Below are 23758 nucleotides of genomic sequence, written 5' to 3'. Positions count from 1 at the left end.
CTCCTGTCAGAAGAGGCCGGCTTCCTTGGCGATCATCGCCGCCTGGGTGCGGTTCGAGGCGTTGATCTTGCGATACAGCGTCTTGACGTGCAGCTTCACCGTCGGCTCGCGGATATCCAGATCGCGGGCGATTTCCTTGTTGGACTTGCCCTGGGTCAGCCCCTCCAGCACCTGCAACTCGCGGTGCGAGAGCTTGTCGGCCAGCGGGTTCGACGTCTCGTCGGCGGTGGCGCGCATGAATTCCAGCGGGGCGTACTGCTCTCCCATGGCCATGAAGCGCACGGCGTTGATCAGCGACTTGGCCGACAGGGTCTTGGGCAGGAAACCGGCGGCGCCCATGGCCAGCGCCTCTTCCGCGATCTCGCGGCTGGCGGTACCCGAGATGATGGCGACACGCTTGTGGCCGGTCTGCTCCATCATGCGTTGCAGGCCCTCGATGCCGGACATGCCGGGCATGGAGTAGTCGAGCAGCACAAGATCATAGTCGTCGTCCCGTTCGACCCGTTCCACGGCCTCGTCATAAGAGGCGACGGTCACGGTTTCGAAGCCGCCCTCGGCATTCAGGAATGCCTGAAGGGTATCCCGGAGAAGATCATGATCATCCGCGATCAGCACCCGCATGCCACCAGAAGCCATATTACGCACAGAAGTCTCCTGCAGGGGGCTAGCCGTAATCACTGTTCAATTCCCGTCATTTCGAATCAAGACGTCGGTCACTGGTTAACAACACACCAAGAATGTGACCAAATCGGGGAACCCGAAAGGAGAATGCTGAATATTCTTAGGGATAATGCCCCCCTCCTTCGGGATCAAGGCCCATACCGGCGGATCGACGCCACCTCTTCCTCGAGGGAGCGGGCTCTGCGAAAGTCCCGCCGTCCTCGCCCCCCGCGCGATTGAGCGCGGAAGGCCCCCTCGGTCATCTGAATGTAACGAAACGCACATTCGGAGGACCCAGATGAATTTCCCGACCCAGCTTGCCCATCTGCAAGATGCCCGCCCGGTCAAGGGTAGCCCGGTGCTGCCCCGGATCCGCCTGTTCGGCCTCGGCATCGTGGATGCCGGGACCGAGGCCGTCATTGCACGCCTGATGCTGCCGGGACGGCGCGCCCGCGTTGCCTTCCTGAATGCCCATTGCGGCAATGTCGCCGCGAAGGACGCCGGTTATCGCGACGCGCTGGTGACGGCCGACATGATCCTGCCCGACGGGATCGGCGTCGAACTGGCCGCCCGGATGCAAGAGAAGCGTTTCACCGAGAACCTCAACGGCACCGATTTCTGCCCCCGGCTGCTGGCGGCGGCCGCCCGCCGCGGCCTTTCGGTCTTCCTGCTGGGCGGGCAGCCCGGCGTGGCCGAGGGCGCGGCCCTGCGGATGCAACGCGACATCCCGGGGCTGAAGATCGCCGGCACCCGTGACGGCTATGACGGCATGAAGGACGAGGCTGCGGCCATCGCCCAGATCAATGCCTCGCGCGCCGACATCCTGCTGGTCGCCCTCGGCGTTCCCTTCCAGGACACCTGGCTGGCCCGCAACGCGGCCCGGCTGTCGCCCCGTCTGTCGATGGGCGTCGGCGCGCTGTTCGACTTTCTTGCCGGTCGGGTCCAGCGGGCCCCCGCCCTGGTCCGCAAGGCGAAGGCCGAATGGGTCTGGCGCCTGGCGATGGAGCCGCGCCGCATGGCCCGCCGCTACCTGATCGGCAATGTCGAGTTCCTGATCCGCGCCCGTCGCGACGCCCGCACACAGCGCCCCGCCGGAGAGGCCGCCCGCCGTGCCTTCGACCTGCTGATCGCCTCGGTGGCGCTGGTGCTCCTCTCTCCGCTGCTGCTGGTGACCGCCCTGGCGATCCGCCTCGAAAGCGGCGGGCCGGTGCTGTTCCGCCAGACCCGCATCGGGCGCGACGGCAAGCCTTTCACCATGCTAAAGTTCCGCTCGATGTATCGCGACGCCGAGGCACGGCGGGCCGCGCTGCTGCAAAGCTCGGACCGCGAGGGCATCTGCTTCAAGGCGCGCAACGATCCCCGGATCACCCGCGTCGGTCGGATCCTGCGCCGCCTTTCGATCGACGAACTGGCCCAGATCCTCAACGTGCTGAAGGGCGACATGTCCATCGTCGGCCCCCGTCCGGCCCTGCCCGAAGAGGTCGCGGCCTATCCGGCCAGGGCCCTTGGGCGGCTTGCCGTCCGCCCCGGGCTGACCGGTCTGTGGCAGGTCTCGGGCCGGGCAGAGATCGGCTTCGACAAGATGGTCGACCTTGATCTGGCCTATGTCCGCTCGCGCTCTATCTTCCTTGACATGATGCTGCTCGCGCTGACCGCGCGGGCGGTCGTCGGCGGCCGTGGCGCCTACTGAGCGCCCGACCCCACGGCCCCGGCGGTTTCCCGGGCAGGCCGAATGGTACGCGTTGAGAAAATAGCAGATCCTACCCTTTCGGATAGGTTAAGTCTTCGGATGCCCCGAAGGAGACTCTAGAGTTTTATGCGACACTCACCGGTAAAAAAGGATTCGCATCATGTTCGCACTGCCACGCCTCGCCAAGCGACTCTCGGCTCTTGCCGTGATCGCCGCAAGCTTCGCCGCCCCTGCTCTGCCGGCCCTTGCACAGGATGCGGAACCGATCCTGCTCACCGTGCTTGACGAGGAAGGGACGGTTCTGGCCGAGTTCACCCTCGCCGATCTGGAGGCGTTTCCGGTTGCCGAGATCGACACCACCACCAACTGGACCGACGGCATGCAGGAATTCACCGGTGTGCCGCTTCAGATCCTGGTCGATGCCGTCGCCCCCGACGCCAAGGCGCTGGATCTGACAGCCATCAACGATTACGCGGTCACCATTCCGCGTGACGGCTGGGATCAGGATTATCCGATCCTGGCCTATCGCAACCACGGCCAGACGATGTCAGTGCGTGAGAAGGGTCCGCTCTGGATCGTTTATCCTTATGACGTGTCCTCGGCCTATCGCACGGACGTGATTCATTTTAGAAGTGTCTGGCAACTGGACCGCCTGCGCGTCATCGACTGATCGCCGGGCCTCTGCACGAGGGACACCGCATGAGCCCGAGCCTGAAGACTTCCGGGGCCGCACTGTGGCAGCGACCAATGGCGGCAATCGTCACCTTGGCACTCTGCGTGGCGCTGGTGGCAGGGACGGCTTGGACGGTGCTCTTCGAGATCGAGCGTCTTACCTCATCCAAGGCGGACGGGCTTCAATGGAGCCTGTCCCAGGCCGATGTCGAATTCCTCAACTTCCGCCTGCAACTCCAGGCAGCGCAGGAAGCGGTCGAGGACGGCAGTGCGCCCGATGTCGTGCAGCGGGCCCTGCGCGACACCCGCCTGCGCTTCGACGTGTTCTACAGCCGGATGAACACCGTCGACTTCTCCGAACCCTTCGACAGCATCGAACGCGAACAGGCCCTGACGATCCCCCGCGGGGAGGTCGTCGCCTTCCTCGACCGGACGATCCCGCTGATCGACGGCGATGACGCCAAGCTCGCCGCCGCCCTGCCCGCCATCGCCGAGGATGCGGCCGCGACCGGAGTTGCCGTGCGGGCCTTCTCGCTGGCCGCTCTGGATGCCTTCGTGCGCGTTGCCGACGCCAACGAGGCCAGCCTGATCCGCAAGCTCAGCCTGATCGCGGCGGTGCTCTTCGCCTTCATCGCCGGCCTGTCGCTGATCGCCCTGGTGCTGATGCGGCTGACCCGCGAAGCCCGCGAGCACGCCGAGCTGGCCGAGGGCCGCGCCAACCGCATGCACACCATCGTCGAGACCTCGCTGGACGCCATCGTGGTGACCGACGACCTGGGCGTCATCCGGGATTACAACTCTGCCGCAGAGCGTATCTTCGGCTATCGCCGCGACGAGGCCATCGGCCGCCGGGTCCGCGACATCCTGATGACCAATGACCAGGCGGACGAATTGCAGAACGTGGTGCGCAACGTGATGAAGGCGCGCGAACGCGGCGACCACATCCTGCACCCGCACGAAGTCATCGCGGTCGACCGCTTTGGACGCCGCTTCCCGGCCGAGGTCTCCTTCGATCGGGCTGCCGACGACGAACATCTCTACGTCTCCTTCGTCCGCGACATCTCGCTGCGGAAGGCCCAGGAAGAAATGATCACCCAGGCCCGCGACCGCGCCCTGGCCGGAGAGCGTTCTAAGTCCGAATTCCTCGCGGTGATGAGCCACGAGATGCGCACCCCGCTGAACGGCCTGCTCGGCTCGATGCAGCTGTTGCGCGACCACGAGCTGAACGAGACCCAGAGCGAGTTGCTGGACCTGATGCAGGGCTCGGGCGAGCACCTGCTGGGTCTGGTCAACGACGTGCTCGACCTGGCCAAGTTCGAGGCCGGCAAGATGAAGGCCGAGTCGCGGCCCTTCTCGGTCTCGCGTCTGATGGACGGGGTGGTCGAGAGCACCGCGACCCTGGCCAGCAGCAACGGCAATGACCTCAGCTGGTCCTGGGTCGGCCCTGCCAGCGACCGGCTGACCGGCGACTCACGCAAGATCCGCCAGATCCTGCTGAACCTGGTCAGCAACGCCGCCAAGTTCACCCGCGGCGGCGGCATCGACATCGAGGTCGAGATGCTGGGCGCCGAACGCAACCAGATCGAGTTCCGCGTCATCGACAGCGGCATTGGCATCGCCGAGGGCGATATCGAACGGATCTTCAACGATTTCGAGACCCTCGACAGCTCTTACGCGCGCCAGGCCGGGGGCACCGGGCTGGGGCTGGGTATCGTGCGGCGTCTCGCCAAGGTGATGGATGCCGAACTGGGCGCGGAAAGCGAGCCGGGCGACGGCAGCCTGTTCTGGATCCGCATCCCTGTCTCCGAAGCCGCCGCCCAGGACGAGGCCGTCGGCTCCGAAAGCCAGGCCCCCGCCGCCGTGCCGATGGAAGTGCTGCTGGTCGAGGACAACGAGATCAACCGCTTCATCGCCCGCGAGATGCTGGAAAGCGATGGCCACACGGTGACCGAGGCCGTCGACGGCCAGGCCGGCGTGGAGTGGGCCAATGCGCAGCGCTTCGATGTCATCCTGATGGATATCTCCATGCCGGTCATGGACGGCGCCGAAGCCGCCTGCCGCATCCGCGCCGGCAATGGCGCCTCAGCCGATGTGCCCATCGTCGCCCTGACCGCCCATGCGCTGCCGGAAGAGATCGAGCGGTTCCGCGCCGTCGGCATTTCGCAGACCCTGCCCAAGCCGATCGACCGCAAGGTGCTTGCCCGCTGCCTGAACGATATCGTGGGCGGGCGGCTGTCCGGGCCCGGTGCCGAGCCGCAGGAGGCCGATGTCGCAGCGCCCCTGATCGACCGCGACCAGATCGAGACCCTTCTGGCCGGCACCGGCGTCGAAACCGGCCGCAAGTTGCTGGAACGCTTCACCGCCGAGACCGATGGCTGCATCGCCGCCCTGGTTTCCGGCCCCGGCGACCGCAGCGAGATCGCCCGCCTGGCCCACGCCTGCGCCGGCACCTGCGGTACCTTCGGATTGACTGCCCTGCGCCGCGCTCTTGCCGACATCGAGACCAAGACCAAGCGCAACCAGGATGTGGCTCAAGATGAACTCGCGGCGCTGGAACCGCTCTGGCGTGACAGCCTCGACCAGCTCCGCGCGATCGACAAGCGCCTGGCGGTGGCCTGACCCCTGCCGACGCGGGGCGCTCCTTTGACACATGTCTCTGGCCCAGCATCAGGGCCTTTCCCAGGCCATGCTGAAAAGGCCCGTCCTGCAAGCCGGTGCCTGTTGCCGGACGGCGCGCCTCAGTCCCGTCCCAGCACCGCGACCGCGCCGAGCACGCCCAGCACCCGACCGACTTCGGTCAGGTTGGTGACGCCGCTGTCGTAACAGGCAATGGCATCGCCGGGCAGCAGGTAGGGATCGTAGTCGTCCCGGTCGGCCCGCTGGCGCATCTCTTCCACCGGCCGTTCGATCACCGCCGACACATCGGTCATCGGATTGCGGGTGAACAGCGCCGCCGATCGCGCGGCACTGGAGGCCCGGGCCCCACCGACGCAGTTTGCATCCACCACGGCCTGCATGTAGCGCGCGCCATAGGGCAGCTCGCGCACGGTCTGTCCGATGGCCGAGGGCGCATTGCCGGACGCCGGCTGGGTCAGGTTCGACAGGTAGAGCGATATCCCCGGCGGCGAGATCGGGCTGGGCGTCATCAGCGCATCCTGGAAGCACTGGCGCGAGGGCACGAAGATCTCGTCTCCGGTCACCAGCACCACGTCGGGCGCGTCCCGGCCCTCGACGATGCCGCGCAGGTCCAGCGTGTAGCTGACCCCGGCCCGGGTCAGGCGCACCGCCGAAAGATCGGCATCCGGGCGCACGCCACCGGCACTGCGCAGCGCGACAGACAGGTTGCGAGCCTCGGTCGAAGCGCCAAGCGCGGCCTGTCGGCGGCTGTCGACCGTGTCACCGGACACGCCGCCGATATCCAGCGCATGGGGCTCGAAGACGGCTCCGCGCACCGCCACGCGGACCGGCGCGAGGTCCATCAGCAGCAGGGAAAGCTGCGGCTCGGCGCCGTAGAAGTCGCCGGCCACCAGGGCCGAGCGGATCTCGCGGGCGACCTGATCGGTGCTGCGGCCCTGGGCCTCGACCGGCGCCAGATAGGGCAGCTTCAGGGTGCCATCGCGCGAAATGACATATTCGCCGCTGAAGGTTTCATCCTCGGGCAGGCGCAGCTGCACCAGGTCCCCCCGGCTGAGCAATTCGCCCTCAAGCGCCACAGGGGTCGCCGGCCCGACCTTCGAGCCCGCCTCGCCCAGGTCCCCGGCCGCCGGCAGGCAGCTCGCGGCATTCATCGCCGGCGCGCGCAGCAGGGCGGTCTCGGCACGGCTCACCTCGAAGGCGCGGTACTGGGCCTGGTAGGCCGTGCCCTCGGCCACCGGCTCGAGGTTGCCTGCCTCGGGCGGGGCCGAGCAGGCAGCGAGCAGCAGCGCCATCGAGGCGCCACGGGGCAGGAAGGAGCGGCGGATTGAGGTCACTGTCGGGTCCGGATCTGCTCTGGCGGGTCGAGGTCACCCTATACCGGCCGGGATTCAGCCGTCCAGCGCCCTGCCGAGGCGCCGGCCATCCGAAAGGATAGGGGTTTCCGCCTGTTGCGCCCCTGCACTCTCCTTGGGCGCGAAGGACGTGCCGCCCGTGGTCAAGGTAATCTGGGCCCATCCAGACGCCAGCCGAAAGTCAGATCCCATGTTTCGCGCCTTCCGCACCGGCAGCTTCGCTGCGCATCTTCTTGCCTACTGCCTCTCCGAGGCGGCAGCCAAGGGATCGCGCCTGCTGGTCGTCGTCGCTGTGGCGCGCACCATGGATGCCGGCGCCATCGGCCTTGCCGCCGCGGCACTGGCCGCCGCCGACATCGTGAAATCGCTGACCGAGAACGGCGTCGGCCAGCGCATCATCGCCGCGCGCGAGGCCGACCTGGCCGCCACCACCCGCAGCGCGCACCGGATCTTCTGGACCTGGTGCCTCGGCCTGTTCACCCTGCAATGCGCCGCCGGCGCCGTCGTCTGGGCGATGACCGGCGATGCCATGCTCTTTGCCCTGATCGCGGTACTGGCCGGAGAGTACCTCTTCATGCCGGGCGGGCTGGTGCAATGCGCCCTCGCCATGCGCGCCGGCAAGATGAAGCAGACCGCCGCCATCGCCGGCGGGCAGGTGGTGGCGGCCAATGTCGCCTCGGCCGTCCTCGCGCTGGTCTTCCCCGGCCCGATGGCGCTGATCCTGCCGCGCCTGCTCGCCGCGCCGGTCTGGCTGATCGCCATGCGCCGCCTGCACCCCTGGAAGCCCGACCGCAGCGTCGCCCCCGCCCCGCTGCGCCCCTTCCTCACCTATGGCTGGGCCGTTCTGGGCGTCGAGATCGTCAAGGCACTGCGCCTGCAGGCCGACAAGCTGATCATCGGCGCCATGCTGGGCACCGAGGTGCTGGGCCTCTACTTCATGGCCTTCAACGCCGGGCTCGGACTTGCCACCTCGTTCAGCCAGGCCTTCGCCACCGTGCTCTTCCCGCATCTGGTCACCGCCCCCGACCGGGCTGCCGCGCTGCGCCGCTCGCTGATCCTGTCGGTGGCGATCATTGCCCCGGTGGTCGTCCTGCAGGCCCTGGCCGCGCCGCTCTACGTGCCGCTGCTCTTCGGCGCAGGCTGGGGGGACATCGACCTCGTCGTCTCGATCCTCTGCCTGGCAGCCATTCCCGGTGTCGTCTGGTCCGCCGCCGCCCAGTGGCTGCGCGCCCACGACAAGCCCCAGACCGAGTTCCTCGCCACCGCGATGATGACCTTCGCCCTGATGGCCAACACAGCCTTGCTGGCACCCTACGGGCTGACCGCAATCGCCACCGGCTACCTCGTGGTCGCCGTCCTCACCCAGATCGGCGCGGCCCTGCCGACCGTCGCCCCCGCCTTCACCACCCTGCGCCGGATGGAGCTTGCCTGATGCCCCTCTTCTCGATTGTCATCCCCTGCTACAACGCCGCTGCCACCCTGGCTGCCACCCTCGACAGCCTGCTGGCCCAGACATTCACCGACTGGGAAGCGCTGATCATCGACGACGGTTCGCAGGATGACAGCCTGCGGGTGGCCGCCATCTACGGCGCCCGCGACCGCCGCTTCCGGCTGATGCGCAACACAGGCAAGGGCCCCTCCGAGGCGCGCAACATGGCCATCAGCGAGGCGGGCGGAGAGATCCTGGCCTTCTGCGATGCCGATGACCTCTGGCTGCCGCACAAGCTGCAATCTCTGGCCGTGGCCTTCCGCGATCCGACCCTGGCCGCCTGCTATGGCCGCGTCGCCTTCTTCGACCGCAACGGCGCGCGCAGCGTCAGCACCGTCCTGCCCCGGGATGTCACGGTCGCCGACCTGCTGGGCGAGAACCCGGTCTGCACCATGTCAAACCTTGCGGTGCGGTCCGATGCCTTCGTGCTGACCGGAGGGCTGGATCCCCGCATCGTGCACAACGAGGATCTCGAGTTCCTGATCCGCCTCGTCGGCGAGGGCCATCGCCTTGCCGGGCTGGACGATGTCCAGGTCTGGTATCGCACCTCGGTCACCGGCCTTTCGGCGGACCTGCCCGCCATGGCCGCCGGACGCCTTGCCGCGCTGGTCACCGCCGCGCGCTACAACCGGCGCCCCTCGCGCCGGGACGAGGCGATCCACCTGCGCTACCTGACCCGCCGCGCCCTGCGCACCGGCGCCCCGGTCCGCCAGGCCCTGGGGCTGGCGCTGCGGGGCCTCGCCTCAAGCCCCTTCGGCTGGTTCTCGGATCGCCGCCGTGGCGCGCTGACCCTTGGGGGCGCGCTGATGTCGCCCCTGCTGCCCGCGCAGCTGCGCAAATCGCTCTTTGCAAACTGATCCCGCCCCGACTTTGCAAACCACTCGACCGGAGACCTGCCACATGCCGCATATCATCGCCTCCACCGCCCCGCGCGTGTCGATCGTGGTGCCCAGCTACAATGTCGAAGCCACCCTGGAAGAAACCCTGACCGCCCTGCTGGCGCAGACCTTCCAGGATCTCGAAGTGCTGGTGATCGACGACGGTTCGTCGGACCGCACCGCCGAGATCGCGCGCAGCGTCCCGGACCGGCGCCTGCGGCTGATCCGCCAGAAGAACCGCGGCCTGGCCGGGGCGCGCAACACCGGCATCTTCCACGCCCGCGGCACCTTCATCGGCTTCTGCGATGCCGATGACCTCTGGCGCCCGGAAAAGCTGGCCGCCCATGTCCACCACCTGGACAGCGCGCCGGCGGTCGGCATCTCCTTCTCGGGATCCGAGCTGATCGACACCGACAGCGAGCCGACCGGACTGAGCCAGCAACCGCGCCTCACCGGGATCACCGCCGCCCATGTCTTCAAGCGCAACCCGATCGGCAACGGCTCGTCTCCGGTGATCCGCCGCGCCGCGCTGGATGCCATCGCCTTCCGCCCCGAGGGCGAGACGGCGCGCGACTGGTGGTTCGACGAAAGCTTCCGCCAGTCCGAGGACATCGAATGCTGGCTGCGCCTCGCCCTGACCACCGACTGGGAGATCGAGGGCGTGCCCGGCCTGCTGACCCGCTACCGCGTCGCCCCCGGCGGTCTGTCGGCCGGGATCGACCTGCAGTTCGCCTTCTGGGAACGCATGGTCGAGAAGCTGACCCCGATTGCGCCCGAGTTCTTCGCCCGCGAGGCCCCGGCCGCTCGCGCCTACCAGCTGCGCTACCTCGCCCGCCGCGCGATCAGCGCCGGCAATGCGCCCGAGGCCGTGGCCCGCGCCCGCGCCAGCCTTGCCGCCTCGTTGCGCCCGCTGGTCGAGGAACCCGCCAAGACCGTCACCACCCTGACCGCCACCGCGGTTCTGGCCACCGCCGGAGCCGGAATGATCCAACGCGCCATGGCCCTCGTCGGCCGCCGCGCAGGCTGAGGAGACCCGCCATGCTTCGCATTGCTCATCTTGTCGACGACCAGTCCGCCGGCGGCGTGACCCGCTACCTGTCCTTCATCTCGGGCACCCCGGGCATGGCGGCGCTGGCCCGCCACCAGATCGTGCCCGTGTCGCGGACCCGCCCGGCCTCGGTCCATGTGAAGGCCGACCTGATCGTCTCGCATCTGGCGATCACCTGGCGCGGCCTGCCCGGGCTGATCGCGCTGCGCGCCCGCCACGCCGGCACGCCCTTGGTCCATGTCGAGCACAGCTACTCCGAAGGCTTCACCGCGGCCAATGTCCCGGCGCGGGCGCGGTTCTTCACCCTGCTGCGCTGCTCCTATGCGCTGTTCGACCGCATCGTCGCGGTCAGCGAGGGCCAGGGCGACTGGCTGACCCGCCGCGGCCTGGTGCAGCCTGACGCGCTGACGGTGATCCGCCCCACGGTGGACCTGTCCGGCTTCCGCGCCCTGCCCGCCCCGGAAGGCCGCCTGCGCCACTTCGGCGCCATCGGCCGCTTCGATCGTCAGAAGGGGTTCGACCTCCTGATCCAGGCCTTCCGCGATGTTCCCGGCGATGACCTGCGCCTGACCCTTTACGGCGATGGTCCCGAGCGCACCCGGCTGGAAGCCCTTGCCGCGGGCGACGTCCGGATCCAGTTCGCCGGCTTCGCCCCCGACCCGGTCCGCGCCATGCGGCAATGCGACGTGATCGCCATGCCCTCCCGCTGGGAACCCTTCGGCATCGCCGCTTCGGAGGCCCGCGCCGCCCGCCGTCCGCTGCTGGTCTCGGGCGTCGACGGGCTGGCCGACCACGTCCGCCTCGGGGCGATCCGGGTCAACGACCCTTCGGTCGAGGGCTGGACCGCCGCGCTGCAACGCCTGGCCGGCGCCCAGATGCCGACCTCGCTGCCGCCGCGCCGGATCGAGGAACAGGCGACCATCGCCGGCTGGCGCAACCTGCTGGGCGATCTTCTGGCCGGGGGCGATCCCATCGCCTTGCAGCAGGAGCGCGCCTAGCCCCCTGGCAAGCCCCTTTGACACCGCGCGACTTCCCCGCTTCTATGCGGGGAAGTTTCCGCTTTTGTTCAAAGGTTTGCCATGAGCGCTCCGCAAAACCCCGGCTTCACCGGCCCCGATCTCTGCCGCCTTCAGGCCCATGAGGTGCTGGCCCTGCTGCGGCGTCGAGAGGTCTCTCCGGCCGAGCTGATCGCCGCGGCATTCACCCGGATCGAACAGGCAGAGCCTGCGATCAACGCCATGCCCACGCTCTGCCGGGCCCGCGCCGAAGCGGCCGCGGTGGCCCTGGCGGGCGAGACGGCGCACCCCGGCTGGCTGGCCGGGCTGCCGGTGGCGATCAAGGATCTCAGCGAGGTCGCGGGGGTGCGGACCACCGATGGGCACCCGGGGGATGACGGCCCATGTGCCCGAGACCTCCTCGCCCATCGTGCGGCGGATCGAGGCGCGCGGCGGGGTGGTCATCGGCAAGACCAACACGCCAGAATTCGGCGCCGGGGCCAATACCTTCAACGATGTCTTCGGCTATACCCGCAACCCCTGGAACACCGCGCTGAATGCCGGGGGATCCTCGGGCGGGGCGGCGGCGGCGCTGGCGGCGGGCGAGGTCTGGCTGGCCCATGGCTCGGACCTGGCGGGCTCGCTGCGCACCCCGGCGGCCTTCTGCGGCGTGGTCGGGCTGCGCCCCTCGCCCGGGCTGGTGCCCGGCGCCCCGGCCCACATGCGCTTTCACCGCGAGGCGGTGCAGGGCCCGATGGCGCGCTCGGTGATGGACGCCGCGCTGTTCCTTGACGCCATGGCCGGCAGCGACCCGGCCGAGCCGCTGTCCTACCCGGCGCCCGCCAGCCCCTTTCAGCAGGCCGTCGCCGAGGCCGGAGACAGCCCCCGCATCGCCTTTTCGGTCGACCTCGGCGGCTTCGCCCCCGTCGCGCGCGAGGTCGAGAACCATCTGCGCATGGCCCTCGGCAAGGTCGAGGCCGCCGGCGCCGTGGTAGAAGAGACCTGCCCGCCCCTGCCCGATCTGGACGGTACCTACCGCGTGCTGCGCGCCATGCTCTGGGCTGCCGGTCCCGGGCGCGCCGATCCAAGGGTGCAGCGGCATTTCAAGCAGACCCTGCGCGAGAACATCGAATACGGGCGGATGCTGACCATCACCGATGTCTACGATGCCCAGCAGGCGCAGTCGCGGCTCTATGACATCCTCGCCGGGTTCATGCGCGGCTTCGACGTGCTGGCCTGCCCGGTGGTCGGCCTGATGCCCGGCCCGGTCGAGCAGGAGTACCCCGCCGAGATCGACGGCCGCCCGGTGGAGGATTACATCTCGTGGCTACGCTTTTCCTATCTCTCGCCGGTCACCGGGCTGCCCTCGATCTCGGTCCCGGTCGGGCTGGGGCCGCGCGGACTGCCCGTCGGGCTGCAACTGATCGGCAGGCCCCGCGGAGAGGCCGGGCTGCTGGCCGCCGCCCGCGCCGTCGAGCGCGCCACGGGCGGGCCGCTCGGGCCGATTGATCCGGTGCCGTGAGGGGGATGCCAGCAGGTCGGGGTGCATGATGGCAAGCCGTGCAGGCTTCGCACCTGTCTGCGTCCGGGTGCCGCTTGGTGGTCGTCAGTCCTGGGCGCCGCGGGATAGCCGCTCGACCAGTCCTGCCAGCACCCGCAAGAAGGTCTCGCGGTCTTCTCCCGGCACGCCGTCGAACAGCCGCTCGTGCAGCGCCGCCGAGAGCGGACGGAAGATTGCCATCTTCTCGTGACCGGCCTCGGTCAGGGTCAGCGCATTTGCGCGGCGGTCGGCGCTGGCCCGGCGGCGCGCCACCAGCCCCTCGGCCTCGAGCGCCTTCACGGTCCGCGCCACGGCGGATTTCTTCAACGCAAGGCTGGCGGCAAGGTCGTTCTGCGAAACGCCGGGGTTTATCCAGATCAGGGCCAGCACCCCGATGGAGCCGCTTTCCACCGCCATGGCCTCGCGCATCTTCTGGCCCTCGGGGCGCAGCAGCGCATGCAGGTTGCGGACCAGAAAGACCACCTCGCGCGACAATGGCCCCAGTTCGACAACGGCTGCCTGGGGGCCGGCCGCGGTCGAAGCGGCCACGGCATGAGGCCCCTCGCAATCACCGGTCTTGTTGTCTTCGGTCCTGTCCACGGTGCATCCCCCTTCCCCCCTGCATAGCCGATCCCGCGCCCTCGGGCCAAGCACGAATGGCCTGCCAGTTAATTTTATGAACCATTGACCGCGGGGGCACGTCGCGCCTCGGACGCCCTCTGTTAGCAGTTGCAGCATCCGCCACCGTCAACAGAGCCGTTGACAGAATCGCAATCAGTTCACAAACTGAACTATATGGAGGAGGCACGCCCCGGCGGCGCAGCTGGCCAGGCACCCGGGGAGGGGTCGCCGGCCCCGCCGGACACTGCCAGCACAACCGCCGCGCCTGTCGCGGCCTTGCCCGCGCCGGGACAGGTCGGGCCAGAAGCGCAGTCCAGCGGGCTGCGTGAAACCGGTTCTCAGGGAGGAGACCATGAAGACACTGATCAAGACGGCCGGCAGCTGCATCGCGCTGATCGGCCTTGGACTTGGCACGGCCACGCTGGCCGCGACCGCCGCCGGGGCCGCCGAGCTGCGGCTCTCGGTCGAGACCCCGCCGGGTCACCTGCGCAACCGCGCCGCCGAGCACTGGGCCGAGCTGATCGCCGAGAAGACCGAAGGCTCGGTCACCGTGGCGATCTTCCCCGCTGCCCAGCTCTACAAGTCCGCCGATGCGGTGCGGGCGCTGGCCTCGGGCGCGCTGGACATGTCGATCCAGGCCAATCCGACGCTCAGCCAGTTCGAGCCCAACCTCTCGGTCCTCTCGCTGCCCGCGTTCTACGGCGCCAGTGGTGACGAGGTGCTGGAGCTGCTCTCGGGCCCCGTCGGGGATGAACTCTGGGGCATGGTCGGCCGCCTGAACATCCACATCCCCGAGGCCGGGCCCTTTCTCTATGCGCCCAACAACACCTCTTACACGGCGGGCAAGCTGGTCGCCTCCTACGACGACCTCGCCGGGGTGAAGCTGGCGACGCCCCCCAGCCCCATCGTGGTGAACCTGCTGAAAGAGCTTGGCGCCGCACCGCAGGCCACGCCGCGATCCGAGATCGTGTTGCAGCTGAGCCAGGGCCAGATCGACGGGCTGGGTGCCGTCACCGACCTGACCATCATGGGTGGCAAGCTTTGGGAAGCCGGGATCGAGAACGTCTTCGTCGATAACGCCGGCTGGGGGATCTATATCCCGCTGATCAGCCAGCGCAGCCTCGAGAAGCTTTCGGACGCCGAGCAGGCCGCCATCGAAGAGGCCTGGGCCGAGACCGTCGGCTGGGCGAACGAGCAATCGGCGATGGAACGGGCCGAGGCGCGCTCGGTCAATGAAAGCCACGGGCTGGTCTATACCGAGGCGAGCGCGGAGCAGATCGAGGCGATGAAGGCCAAGCTGCTGGCCGCGCAGGCGGATATCGTCAAGGCGGGCGGCATGGATGCCGGTTTCATCGAACGCGCCGCTGCCGCGCTGAACGGCATGTAGGCCGGGACCTGCCCGACCGGGCGGAGGGCCCCTGCCCTCCGCCGCATTTCCGCCCTGCCTGCGCCCGGCCCTTCCGGCCCCTCATGACACCCGGACCCGACATGATCACCAGAATTCTAAAGCTCTGGACCAGGATCGAGATGATCCTGATCGGATGCCTCATCTTCGCGGCCCTCGGCTGCTTCCTCGGAGGGGCCGTCGTCCGTGCCCTCGCCCCCCTGCACGCCGTGGACTGGGCCGAAGAGATCGCCATCTACTGCATCATCTGGGCCAGCGTCCTTTCGGGCAGCGTGCTGGTGGCCGAGCGCCGCCATATCGCGACCGAGGTCGTCATCGCCGCCCTCGGGCCGCGCCTGCAACGGGTTTTGGGCTGGGTGGTGACCGTGCTGACCATCGCCTTCTGCGCCGCCATGGCGGTCTATGGCTGGCAGGCGGTGGATTTCGCCCTGCTGCTGGACGAACGCTCGGCCTCGACCCTGCGCATGCCGCAGGCCTGGGCGGTCTTCCTTGCCCTGCCGGTCGGCATGGTGCTGATCCTCGGCCGCATCGGGCTGATCCTGCTGCAAGGCCAGCGCCCCTTCGGCGCCGACCTTGCCCCCGAAGCCGGAGGACACTGACATGGAAGCCCTGATCGGACTTGGCGCCATGCTGGCGCTGATGGCCCTTGGCGCGCCCATCTTCGTGGCGCTCGGTACCGTGGCGCTGGTGATGCTGGGCCTCGAGGGCAAGCCCCTGATGGATGCTGCCGCGCATTCGGTCTCGGGGATCAACTCGACCACCTTCCTGGCCGTGCCCTTCTTCGTCATGGCCGCGACCTTCATGCAGAAGGGCGGCATCGCGCGGATCATCATCGAGGCGGCGGAAACCTGGGTCGGTCATATCCGCGGCGGCCTGGGGCTGGTCTGCGTCATCGCCACGACGCTCTTTGCGGCGATCTCGGGCAGCTCCGTCGTCACCGCCATGGCCATGGGCACCGTGCTGATCCCGGCGATGATGGCACGCGGCTACGACCGGCCCTTCGCGCTTGGCCTTGTCGGCGCCTCGGGCACCCTTGGCATCCTGATCCCGCCCTCGCTGTCGATGATCCTCTACGGGCTGATCGCCGAGGTCTCGGTGCCGCAGCTCTTCCTGGCAGGCGTCATCCCCGGGCTGATCCAGGCCGCGATCCTGGCCGCCTGGGTGATCTTCTACTCGCGCCGCAAGGGCTATGCCTCGGGCCTCCGCGCAAGCCGGTCCGACTTCATTGCCAAGAACCTGCGCGCCCTGCCGGCCGTGGCCATCCCGCTGTCGGTCTTCGCGGGCATCTATTCCGGCTACACCACCGTCACCGAAAGCGCGGGCGTGGCCGCCGTCGCCTCGGTCCTGGTGGCGCTGCTGGTCTACCGCGAGGTCAAGCCGCGCGAAATCTTCGGCATGGCGACCGAGGCGATGAAATCGGCCTCTGCCGTCACCTTCATCGTCATGTTCGCCATGCTGTTCGCCCATTGGATCACCGGCTCGGGCGTGCCGACGGCGCTGGTCAACCTTGCCATCGACTGGGACCTGAAGCCCTGGCAGTTCCTGCTGGCCCTGAACGTCATCATGATCGTGCTGGGCATGTTCCTGGACGCCGTGGCGGTGATGCTGATCGTCACCCCCATCGTCCTGCCCCTGCTGGCCCAGCTGGGCATCAACCCGATGCACTTCGGCATCGTGCTGATCGTCAACATGGAGATCGCCTTCCTGACCCCGCCGATCGGGCTGAACATCTTCGTGCTCAGCTCCATCGCCCGCGCCCCGATGTCCGAGGCGATCCGCGGCATGCTGCCCTTCGTGGCGCTGATGGCGCTCTTCCTGATCCTTGTCACCTACATCCCGGAGATCTCGCTATGGCTTCCCAGGACAATGATGTGAAACGCCGCGCGGACTGGAGCCCGGTATCCCCCGAGACCCTGTCGGACCCGGCCGAAGTCCACGAGCGTCTGCGCGCCGAGGCCCCCGTGGCCTGGTCCGAGGAGTGGGGCGGTTTCGTCACCCTGATGCGGCATGCGGATGTCTGCGCCGCCTCGCGCGATCCGGAAACCTTCACGGCAACGAAGATGACCGTCATCCCCTCGTCCCCTCGCAAGGGCCTGCCGCGCCTGCCGTTGCAGAAGGACCCGCCGGACTCGGATCGCTACCGCAAGGGGCTGAACCTGTTCTTCAAGGAAAACCGCATGAAGCGGATGGAGCCCGAGCTGGACGCGCTGGCCACAAGCCTCTTCGACCGCCTGCTCGAAACGCCCGCGGATGCCGATTTCGGCGATGGTTTCGCCGGGCCCTTCACCCAGGGCGCGCTCTGCATCCTGGTCGGCATGGACCTGGCCGAGGCGGACGAGATCGGCCACCTCAGCCACGACTACGTCGCCGCCGTGCAGGCCGAGAACCTGAGCGAGGCCGGGCGGCTGTCGCGCCTCGTCGACCAGTTCGCCATCGACCTCGTGGCTGACCGCATCGCCGCGCCGCGCGACCCCGAGGTCGACATGGTGTCGGGCCTGATGGCGCATGAGCCCGAGGGCGGCGCCTTCACGCCTGAAGAACTGGCCGGCATGGTCCGCCTCAACCTGATCGGCGGCCATGTCGTGCCGCGCAATTTTCTCTGTTCGCTGGCCTGGCACATGGCGAGCCATCCGCAACATGTGCAGATGCTGCGCCACGACCCTTCCGGCGAACGCGCGCTGATCGAAGAGCTGCTGCGCTTCTATTCGCCCAACCAGGCGCTTGTGCGGGTCGCGACGAAGGACACCAGGCTTTCGGGCACCGAGATCCCGCAGGGTTGCCCCGTCGCGCTCAACTTCCTCTCGGCCAACCGCGATGAAGAGGTCTTTGACGCGCCGATGGAGTTCCGCCCCGACCGCGCCCCCAATCGTCACATCGCCTTCGGCATCGGCCCGCATATGTGCATCGGCCAAAGCCTCGCCCGCCGTCAGGCCCGGCTGACCCTGGCCCAGCTTCTGCGCGCCCCGGGCCTTGACCTCGCGGCCGAGCCCACATGGGCACGCTGGACGGAATACGGCGTGACTTCCATGCGTCTCGATCTGCGAGGTGTGGCATGACCCACAAGCCCGATTTCACCCTGCCCGAAGTCGAGGATTTCGACAGCCCGCATGCGCTTTTCGCCGAGCTGCGCAGCCATTGCCCCGTCGCCTGGACCGAGGACCTGGGCGGCTTCTGGGCCGTCACTCGCCACGCCGATGCCTGCGAGGTGCTGGAGGACTGGCGGCGCTTCACCACCCGGGTGCAGAACGTCGTGCCCCCCGTCGCCACCACGCAGCGCCGCCCGCCGCTGCACCTGGATCCGCCGGACAACATCCCCTACCGCAGCGCCCTGCTGCGCTTCCTGACCCCGGCGCGACTGGCCACATGGAACGCGCGGGTGCGCGACATGGTCGATGCCCAGCTGACGCCGCTGCTGGAGAAGGGCGAGGGTGACATCTGCGCCGACTTCTCCTTCACCCTGCCGATCACCCTGCTGGCCGAGTTTTTCAACCTCTCGCCCGAGGCCGCCGAAGAAATCCGCACCGTGGGCGCCGAGTTCAACATGGCCCTGCAACGGCAGGACTTCGAGACCCTGCGCGAGCGCAGCGATGCGCTTTACGCCCTCGCCGCCGCGCTGATTGCCGACCGTCACGCCCACCCCCGCGCGCCCGAGGATGATCCTGTCGCCTGCCTGCTGGCCGTGCGGGTACAGGGCGAACCGCTGGCCGATGACCTGATCCTCGGCGCCCTCAGGCAGTTCCTGCTGGTCGGGATCATCGCGCCGACGACCTTCATCGGCTCGATGGCCGTCCACCTGGCCCGCCACCCCGATCACCACGCCGAGCTGCGCGAAGATCCCGCGCTGGTGCCCGTGGCCCTGGAAGAGCTGCTGCGTCTCTATACGCCCTATCGCGGCTTCGCCCGCACCGCGACACAGGACACCACCATCGGCGGCTGTCCGGTTCACGCGGGCGATCCGGTGGCCGTGGTCTTCACCGCCGCCAACCGCGACCCTGAGGTCTTCCCCGATCCCGCCGACTACCGGCTCGACCGCACGGCCCGCGACCTGCTGACCTTCGGACGTGGCGCCCACATGTGCCCCGGCGCACCACTGGCCCGGCTGCTGCTGCGCGAGGTGCTGGCCCAGCTGACCGCGCGCACATGGCGGCTCGAGATGCTCGGCACGCCCGAGATGACCCGCTGGCCCGAATACGGCCCGCTAAGCGTGCCGCTGCGGCTGCACGGCCTCACTGGCTGATGATGTCGATGAACGGCAGGTTGCCCGCCGTCAGCCCTGCATCCACCGGCAGCACCGTGCCGGTGACGCCGCTGGCCAGCGGCGAGGCAAGGAACAGTGCCGCGCTGGCAACCTCTTCGGGCCGCACCAGCCGCCCCAGCGGATAAAGCGCCGTCACCTTGTCGAAGATGTCGGGCTGGCGCGCCTTGCGCTCGTCCCAGGCGGGGGTGTGGACCGAGCCCGGCGCGACCACATTGGCGCGGATGCCATGGCGGCCCTCTTCGGTGGCAATGGCCCTGGCCCAGGCGATCAGCCCGGCCTTGGCCGCCGAATAGGCCGGGTTGCCGAAATGCGCCAGCCCATTGACCGAGGCCACGAAGACCATCGCGCCGCCGGCATCCCGCATCGCAGGCAGCAGGGCGCGGCTGAACTGCGCCGCCCCGGTGAAATTCAGCGACAGGTCGAAGTCGATGGCGGCGCGGTCCGTGGCTTCCATGGTCTCGACCCGGGTGCCCCCGGCGTTCGAGATCAGCACGTCGACGGGCCGGGCCAAGATGCGCGCGGCGGCGGCGGCGATCTCATCGGCGTCGGTGATGTCGAACAGCTCGACCTCGGCGGCGCCGGTGATCCCGGTGCCCGAGCGATCACAGGCGACCACATGCGCCCCGGCCTCGTTCAGCGCCCGCAGCATGGCCGAGCCGATGCCACCGCCCGCGCCGGTCAGCACGACGCGCTTGCCTGCCAGGTTGATCATCGGGCTTCCTCTTCTGCCGTGTCGCGCGCATCCAGCCCCAGCGGGTCCTCGACCTTGGGCCAGAAATCGCGGCCCGCCTTCTGGTAGAGCGTCGCCGCCGGGTTGGTCGGATAGCTGGACGGGCTGTCGACATGGATGATCCGCGACGAGACCGGATCGAAGCCCGCGTGAAAATGGTTGGTGGATTTCACCAGCAGGATCTCCTTGCCGGCGAAATCGACCCCGTGGTTGGAGAACAGCGAGGGCTCGTAGGTCTGCGAGCGGGACGAGATCAGCACCACGTCGATCTCGGTTCCGGCAATGCGCACCACCGCCGTGCGCCCCAGGGTGACCCGGCTGGCGCGGAAGCTCTGCCAGCCCTCGGCGGCCACATGGCGCACGATGACCTCGGCGTCGATGGGCGGGCCGGCCTCGGCGCCAGCCTTGCCGCCGAAGCGCAGGCGCAGCGTCGCGCCCTCGCCCGCCGCATGGCAGAAGCTGACCGCGATCGGATCCCAGATGGCACCGCAAGCCACGCGGTCCACGCCGCGCTTCATCAGCGACAGCAGCACATGGGTGCCGTCACCCGCGCAGCCGCCGCCCGGATTGTCCCAGGTATCGGCGATGGTGACGGGCTTCGAGGTATCCTTGGCGCGGGTTTCCAGCGCCGCGTCGATCCCGGCCTCGAAATCGAGGATCGGCATCGCGGTCTGCCCGCGCAGGCGGTACAGCTCTTCCCCCAGCCGCCGGGCCAGCGCCGCGCCCTCCTCCGGGGCCGCATCGGTGACGACGAGGATCTTCGTCCCCATCTCGGGCACATCGCCTGCCATGAAGCCATGCACGACAGAGGCCGAGAGCACCCGGCCCTGCCCCTCCAGCGCCTTCATCCGGTCGACGAAACCGCGCATCGGCTGCTGGCTGGTCGGGTAGATGCCGATCATCCTGCAGTCGAAGGTCGATATGACGGGCCGGATCTCTCCGCGCAGGGCACGCAGGGCCAGGTCGACCACATGCTCGCCGCGCTCCTGGAAATCGGTGTGCGGGAATTCGAGGAACATGGCCGCGATGTCCAGCTGCGCCACGCGGCGGCGGGTCAGATGGCTGTGCGGGTCGAACTCGGCCGCGACCAGCACCTCGGCGCCGACGATCTGGCGGACACGCTCCAGCAGGTCGCCTTCGCAATCGTCATAGCCCTGGGCAACCATGGCGCCATGCAGGCCCAGCACCACGCCATCGACAGGCAGCGCGGCGCGCAATTGGTCCAGGATCTCGTCGCGCAGCTCTTCGTAGGTCTCGCGCTTGATCAGCCCGGCGGGCTCGGCCCAGGAGGCACTGCCCTCGATCACCGTGAACCCCTCGGCCCGCCCGCGCCGCCGCAGGATCGGCACCGGAGAGGAACAGAGCGTCGGCGTCTCCGGGTGCTGCCCCGGACCAGCGTAGAAGGCGGCCTCGAAGGCGGCACGGTCGGTGGGCAGAGGCGAGAAGGTATTGGTCTCGGTCGCCAGCGAAGCGGTGAAGATCCTCACGCGGTGTCCTTCCTTGCGAATGCGCGGGCGGCAGGTTCAGGCAGCACTGCGCTGGCCCTCCTGCAGAGCGAGAATGGCGGCGCCGATCAGCCCCGGTTCGGTCTGGCACTGGGCGCGGACGACCAGCGGGTCGTCCTGTTTCGCCAGCGTCAGGGGCCGGGTCGCCGCATCCAGCGCCTGCATCAGGGCCACGTCGTTGGACAGCCCGCCGCCGACCGGCACCACGGTGGCCCCGGTCATGTTGATCACCATGGCCAACGGCCCCGAGAGCACCTCGAGCCAGGCTTCCACGGTCTTGCCCGCCAGCGCCTCGCCCGCGTGCCAGCGCGCAAGCACCTCGGTCGAGGGCAGCTCGGCCCCGGCGATATGGCGATAGAGCCGCTCGATCCCGCGCGCCGAGCAGGTGGCGTCGAGGCAGCCCTTCAACCCGCAGCCGCACTGGAAGGCCGGCAGCGGCTCGGGCAGGCAGTCGAGCAGGCGGCGCGCGACGGGGCCGTGGCCCCATTCGCCCGCATAGCCGCCGCCCGAGGCGACCAGCCGACCGTCCGCGACCAGCCCGCCACCGATGCCGGTGCCGATGATGGCGCCGAAGACGACAGCGTGCCCGCGTCCCGCGCCCACCACGGCCTCGGCCAGGGCGAAGCAGTCGGCGTCATTGGCGATGCGCACCGGCAGGCCAAGCGCGGCTTCCAGGTCGGCGGCCATGGGGCGACCGTCGAGGCAGGGAATATTGGCGACGATGGCCCGCCCGCCGCGCGGCTCGATCACCCCGGCGATCGAGATCGCCACCGCCTCGGGCCGCGCGCCCGCTTCGGCGATGCCCTCCCTGAGGGCGGCCACGAAGGCGTCGAAGTCATCGACCGGGGTCGGGCGCCGCGACAGGGCACGCACGTTGCTGGCCGTGCTGGCCACCGCCCCCTTTATGGCCGAGCCGCCGATATCGAAACAGACGATCATGCCGCCCACCTTTCCTTGCCTGCCACCCAGAGGGAGGTCAGGCGCAAATCCTTGTCCATCAGCAGAAAGTCCGCATCCGCACCGCGCCCCAGATGACCCTTGCCCGCCAGCCCCGCCGCCTCGGCCGGGTAGAGCGCCGCCATCCGCAGCGCCTCGTCCAGCGCCAGCCCGAGCTGGTAATGGCAGTAGCGCACCGCGTCGAGCAGGGTGATATCCGCCCCCGCCAGCGTGCCGTCGGCCAGCGTCAGCCGCCCGCCCGCGCGGTGGATGGTGCGCCCGTTCAGCGTGATCTGCGTCAGCTCCGAGCCGGTCGCGGCCATGGCATCCGAAACGAGGAACACCCGCCCCGGTCCCGCCTTGCCGCGCAGGGCGACCTGCATGGCGATATCGGCGACATGGAAGCCGTCGGCGATCAGCCCGACATGGACCGAGGGCGCCGCCAGCGCCGCCCCGACAAGGCCGGGGGCGCGGTGGCCAAGCTGGCTCATGGCGTTGAAGAGGTGGGTGACCATCGAAGCACCTGCCGCGAAGGCAAGCGAGGCCTCTTCGGCGGTGCAATCGCTGTGGCCGAGGCTGACCTGAACGCCGCCCGCGACCAGCGCCGCGATCTGCTGCGCCGTCGCGGCCTCGGGCGCCAGGGTCACCAGCAGGTGCCCGCAGTCGGGCGCCGCGGCCAGGATGGCGTCGAGATCGCCCTGCTCCATCGGGCGGATCAGCCCGGGCGCATGGGTGCCCTTGCGGCGCGGGTCGAGATGTGGGCCTTCGAGGTGCAGCCCTGCCAGCCCCTCCTGCCCGGCGGCGCGTGCGGCGCGGGTGGCGGCGATGGCCGCTGCGGTTATCCCGGGGGTGTCGGTGATCAGCGTCGCCAGCAGCGCGGTTGTGCCCCCGGCACGATGCGCCTCGACGATCTGCGCCAGCGCCTCGGGCGTGGGCGCCTCGTTGAACTGTACCCCGCCGCCGCCGTTGACCTGCAGATCGACGAATCCGGGCACCAGCATATCGACCTGCGGATCGGCGGCGGGACATACCTCGACGACCCGCCCCGCCTCGATCCGCAGCGCCGCATTCTCATGCCAGTGCTGCCCGTCGAACAGCCGCGCTGCGCCAGGAGAAACAACGTCATTCATGACCGCATACCCGCCCACGACAGGCACGCGCCTGCCACCTGTCGGATTTCATGCCTCTTGCCCGGGCAGTTGTTGAAAAGGAATTTCATCGTCGCTGCTGTGTTTCTCATTTTTGTATTGACTGCCATGAATCTCCGCCGCAGTCTACGAAAATAAATTTCGTAATTCGGGGCAGAGTCGGCAGGACCGGCGCTGCGAAAACCCGAGAAAAC

At 68.9% G+C, this 23758-nt stretch carries 21 protein-coding genes and 1 pseudogene; 14 read left to right on the top strand and 8 right to left on the bottom strand.

All coding sequences use genetic code 11. The annotated features are described in order from the left end of the window. Nucleotides 1–6 precede the first annotated feature (6 nt). On the bottom strand, nt 7–621 hold the full coding sequence (locus tag OS124_RS0113215; RefSeq protein WP_029375416.1) for a response regulator transcription factor: 615 nt from the start codon (nt 619–621) through the stop codon (nt 7–9). A gap of 337 nt (nt 622–958) precedes the next feature. Here OS124_RS0113215 and OS124_RS0113210 point away from each other — a divergent pair, with 337 nt between their 5' ends. The 3 genes from OS124_RS0113210 to OS124_RS24630 all read left to right on the top strand — a co-directional run bounded on the left by OS124_RS0113210 (nt 959) and on the right by OS124_RS24630 (nt 5641). After that, on the top strand, nt 959–2350 hold the full coding sequence (locus tag OS124_RS0113210) for a WecB/TagA/CpsF family glycosyltransferase (protein ID WP_010140168.1): 1392 nt from the start codon (nt 959–961) through the stop codon (nt 2348–2350). A gap of 160 nt (nt 2351–2510) precedes the next feature. Further along, entirely contained in the window at nt 2511–3020 is a 510-nt protein-coding gene (locus OS124_RS0113205; protein WP_010140166.1) for a hypothetical protein, read from the top strand. Nucleotides 3021–3049: 29 nt separating this feature from the next. Continuing rightward, complete coding sequence (locus tag OS124_RS24630) at nt 3050–5641, top strand: hybrid sensor histidine kinase/response regulator (protein WP_083834632.1); 2592 nt, start codon at nt 3050–3052, stop codon at nt 5639–5641. Between the two features lie 119 nt (nt 5642–5760). Here the strand turns inward: OS124_RS24630 and OS124_RS0113195 are convergent, their stop codons facing one another. Further along, nucleotides 5761–6993 carry a polysaccharide biosynthesis/export family protein gene (locus tag OS124_RS0113195; protein WP_010140164.1) on the bottom strand — a complete coding sequence of 411 codons (1233 nt, stop codon included), beginning with the start codon at nt 6991–6993 and terminating at the stop codon, nt 5761–5763. 208 nt (nt 6994–7201) lie between these two features. On the opposite strand from OS124_RS0113195, the gene OS124_RS0113185 reads away from it, so the two are divergent. From OS124_RS0113185 to OS124_RS24625, 6 genes and pseudogenes are all read left to right on the top strand, one after another. Beyond that, nucleotides 7202–8443, top strand: a complete 1242-nt coding sequence (locus OS124_RS0113185) for an oligosaccharide flippase family protein (protein WP_010140163.1) — start codon at nt 7202–7204, stop codon at nt 8441–8443. Continuing rightward, the gene (locus OS124_RS0113180) at nt 8443–9357 is read left to right on the top strand and encodes a glycosyltransferase family 2 protein (protein WP_010140162.1); all 915 of its coding nucleotides are present in this window, start codon (nt 8443–8445) and stop codon (nt 9355–9357) included. The genes OS124_RS0113185 and OS124_RS0113180 overlap by 1 nt, the downstream gene beginning before the upstream one ends. 43 nt (nt 9358–9400) lie before the next feature. After that, a complete protein-coding gene (locus tag OS124_RS0113175) occupies nt 9401–10405 on the top strand; it encodes a glycosyltransferase family 2 protein (protein ID WP_010140161.1) in 1005 nt (334 codons plus the stop codon). An 11-nt stretch (nt 10406–10416) separates the two neighbouring features. Then, a complete protein-coding gene (locus tag OS124_RS0113170) occupies nt 10417–11424 on the top strand; it encodes a glycosyltransferase (RefSeq protein WP_010140160.1) in 1008 nt (335 codons plus the stop codon). 81 nt (nt 11425–11505) lie between these two features. Continuing rightward, nucleotides 11506–11748, top strand: a pseudogene (locus OS124_RS28355) (hypothetical protein); the annotation flags it as partial. 52 nt (nt 11749–11800) lie between these two features. Further along, entirely contained in the window at nt 11801–12943 is a 1143-nt protein-coding gene (locus OS124_RS24625; RefSeq protein ID WP_010140159.1) for an amidase, read from the top strand. 84 nt (nt 12944–13027) lie between these two features. On the opposite strand, the gene OS124_RS0113160 is transcribed toward OS124_RS24625, so the two are convergent. Further along, entirely contained in the window at nt 13028–13561 is a 534-nt protein-coding gene (locus OS124_RS0113160; RefSeq protein WP_010140158.1) for a MarR family winged helix-turn-helix transcriptional regulator, read from the bottom strand. 373 nt (nt 13562–13934) lie between these two features. On the opposite strand from OS124_RS0113160, the gene dctP reads away from it, so the two are divergent. The 5 genes from dctP to OS124_RS0113135 all read left to right on the top strand — a co-directional run bounded on the left by dctP (nt 13935) and on the right by OS124_RS0113135 (nt 19224). Then, on the top strand, nt 13935–14969 hold the full coding sequence (gene dctP, locus OS124_RS0113155) for a TRAP transporter substrate-binding protein DctP (protein WP_010140157.1): 1035 nt from the start codon (nt 13935–13937) through the stop codon (nt 14967–14969). A 101-nt stretch (nt 14970–15070) separates the two neighbouring features. Further along, a complete protein-coding gene (locus tag OS124_RS0113150; protein ID WP_040607126.1) occupies nt 15071–15586 on the top strand; it encodes a TRAP transporter small permease in 516 nt (171 codons plus the stop codon). Between the two features lies 1 nt (nt 15587). Next, nucleotides 15588–16862 (top strand): TRAP transporter large permease, encoded by a 1275-nt coding sequence (locus OS124_RS0113145; RefSeq protein ID WP_010140154.1) that lies wholly within the window; start codon nt 15588–15590, stop codon nt 16860–16862. Then, nucleotides 16838–18043 carry a cytochrome P450 gene (locus OS124_RS0113140; protein ID WP_010140153.1) on the top strand — a complete coding sequence of 402 codons (1206 nt, stop codon included), beginning with the start codon at nt 16838–16840 and terminating at the stop codon, nt 18041–18043. Before OS124_RS0113145 ends, OS124_RS0113140 begins: the two co-directional genes overlap by 25 nt. Continuing rightward, a complete protein-coding gene (locus OS124_RS0113135) occupies nt 18040–19224 on the top strand; it encodes a cytochrome P450 (protein ID WP_010140152.1) in 1185 nt (394 codons plus the stop codon). The genes OS124_RS0113140 and OS124_RS0113135 overlap by 4 nt, the downstream gene beginning before the upstream one ends. Here OS124_RS0113135 and OS124_RS0113130 read toward each other — a convergent pair. From OS124_RS0113130 to OS124_RS28025, 5 genes are all read right to left on the bottom strand, one after another. Beyond that, nucleotides 19214–19957, bottom strand: coding sequence for an SDR family oxidoreductase (locus OS124_RS0113130; protein ID WP_010140151.1), 744 nt, complete (start codon nt 19955–19957; stop codon nt 19214–19216). The two genes, OS124_RS0113135 and OS124_RS0113130, sit on opposite strands and share 11 nt — an antisense overlap. Further along, nucleotides 19954–21462, bottom strand: coding sequence for a M81 family metallopeptidase (locus tag OS124_RS0113125; RefSeq protein WP_010140150.1), 1509 nt, complete (start codon nt 21460–21462; stop codon nt 19954–19956). Before OS124_RS0113125 ends, OS124_RS0113130 begins: the two co-directional genes overlap by 4 nt. Before the next feature lie 36 nt (nt 21463–21498). After that, nucleotides 21499–22419, bottom strand: a complete 921-nt coding sequence (locus OS124_RS0113120; protein ID WP_029375414.1) for an ROK family protein — start codon at nt 22417–22419, stop codon at nt 21499–21501. Continuing rightward, complete coding sequence (nagA, locus tag OS124_RS0113115) at nt 22416–23546, bottom strand: N-acetylglucosamine-6-phosphate deacetylase (RefSeq protein WP_010140148.1); 1131 nt, start codon at nt 23544–23546, stop codon at nt 22416–22418. The genes OS124_RS0113120 and nagA overlap by 4 nt, the downstream gene beginning before the upstream one ends. Continuing rightward, the coding region (locus tag OS124_RS28025; protein ID WP_237708115.1) for a hypothetical protein at nt 23543–23758 on the bottom strand (216 nt) is incomplete at its 5' end. The genes OS124_RS28025 and nagA, both read right to left, overlap by 4 nt.

This window comes from Oceanicola sp. S124 (genome assembly GCF_000220565.1).
Lineage (GTDB): Bacteria > Pseudomonadota > Alphaproteobacteria > Rhodobacterales > Rhodobacteraceae > Pseudooceanicola.
This window is presented reverse-complemented; position numbering and strand designations above follow the sequence as displayed.

What these genes read in the sequence shown, in the direction of transcription:
- OS124_RS24630 (WP_083834632.1), top strand. Translation starts at nt 3,050, where the DNA reads ATGAGCCCGAGCCTGAAGACTTCCGGGGCCGCACTGTGGCAGCGACCA.
- OS124_RS0113140 (WP_010140153.1), top strand. Translation starts at nt 16,838, where the DNA reads ATGGCTTCCCAGGACAATGATGTGAAACGCCGCGCGGACTGGAGCCCG.
- OS124_RS0113185 (WP_010140163.1), top strand. Translation starts at nt 7,202, where the DNA reads ATGTTTCGCGCCTTCCGCACCGGCAGCTTCGCTGCGCATCTTCTTGCC.
- OS124_RS0113145 (WP_010140154.1), top strand. Translation starts at nt 15,588, where the DNA reads ATGGAAGCCCTGATCGGACTTGGCGCCATGCTGGCGCTGATGGCCCTT.
- OS124_RS0113120 (WP_029375414.1), bottom strand. Translation starts at nt 22,419, where the DNA reads ATGATCGTCTGTTTCGATATCGGCGGCTCGGCCATAAAGGGGGCGGTG.
- OS124_RS24625 (WP_010140159.1), top strand. Translation starts at nt 11,801, where the DNA reads ATGGGCACCCGGGGGATGACGGCCCATGTGCCCGAGACCTCCTCGCCC.
- dctP (WP_010140157.1), top strand. Translation starts at nt 13,935, where the DNA reads ATGAAGACACTGATCAAGACGGCCGGCAGCTGCATCGCGCTGATCGGC.
- nagA (WP_010140148.1), bottom strand. Translation starts at nt 23,546, where the DNA reads ATGAATGACGTTGTTTCTCCTGGCGCAGCGCGGCTGTTCGACGGGCAG.
- OS124_RS0113215 (WP_029375416.1), bottom strand. Translation starts at nt 621, where the DNA reads ATGCGGGTGCTGATCGCGGATGATCATGATCTTCTCCGGGATACCCTT.
- OS124_RS0113170 (WP_010140160.1), top strand. Translation starts at nt 10,417, where the DNA reads ATGCTTCGCATTGCTCATCTTGTCGACGACCAGTCCGCCGGCGGCGTG.
- OS124_RS0113175 (WP_010140161.1), top strand. Translation starts at nt 9,401, where the DNA reads ATGCCGCATATCATCGCCTCCACCGCCCCGCGCGTGTCGATCGTGGTG.
- OS124_RS0113205 (WP_010140166.1), top strand. Translation starts at nt 2,511, where the DNA reads ATGTTCGCACTGCCACGCCTCGCCAAGCGACTCTCGGCTCTTGCCGTG.
- OS124_RS0113180 (WP_010140162.1), top strand. Translation starts at nt 8,443, where the DNA reads ATGCCCCTCTTCTCGATTGTCATCCCCTGCTACAACGCCGCTGCCACC.
- OS124_RS0113150 (WP_040607126.1), top strand. Translation starts at nt 15,071, where the DNA reads ATGATCACCAGAATTCTAAAGCTCTGGACCAGGATCGAGATGATCCTG.
- OS124_RS0113130 (WP_010140151.1), bottom strand. Translation starts at nt 19,957, where the DNA reads ATGATCAACCTGGCAGGCAAGCGCGTCGTGCTGACCGGCGCGGGCGGT.
- OS124_RS0113135 (WP_010140152.1), top strand. Translation starts at nt 18,040, where the DNA reads ATGACCCACAAGCCCGATTTCACCCTGCCCGAAGTCGAGGATTTCGAC.
- OS124_RS0113210 (WP_010140168.1), top strand. Translation starts at nt 959, where the DNA reads ATGAATTTCCCGACCCAGCTTGCCCATCTGCAAGATGCCCGCCCGGTC.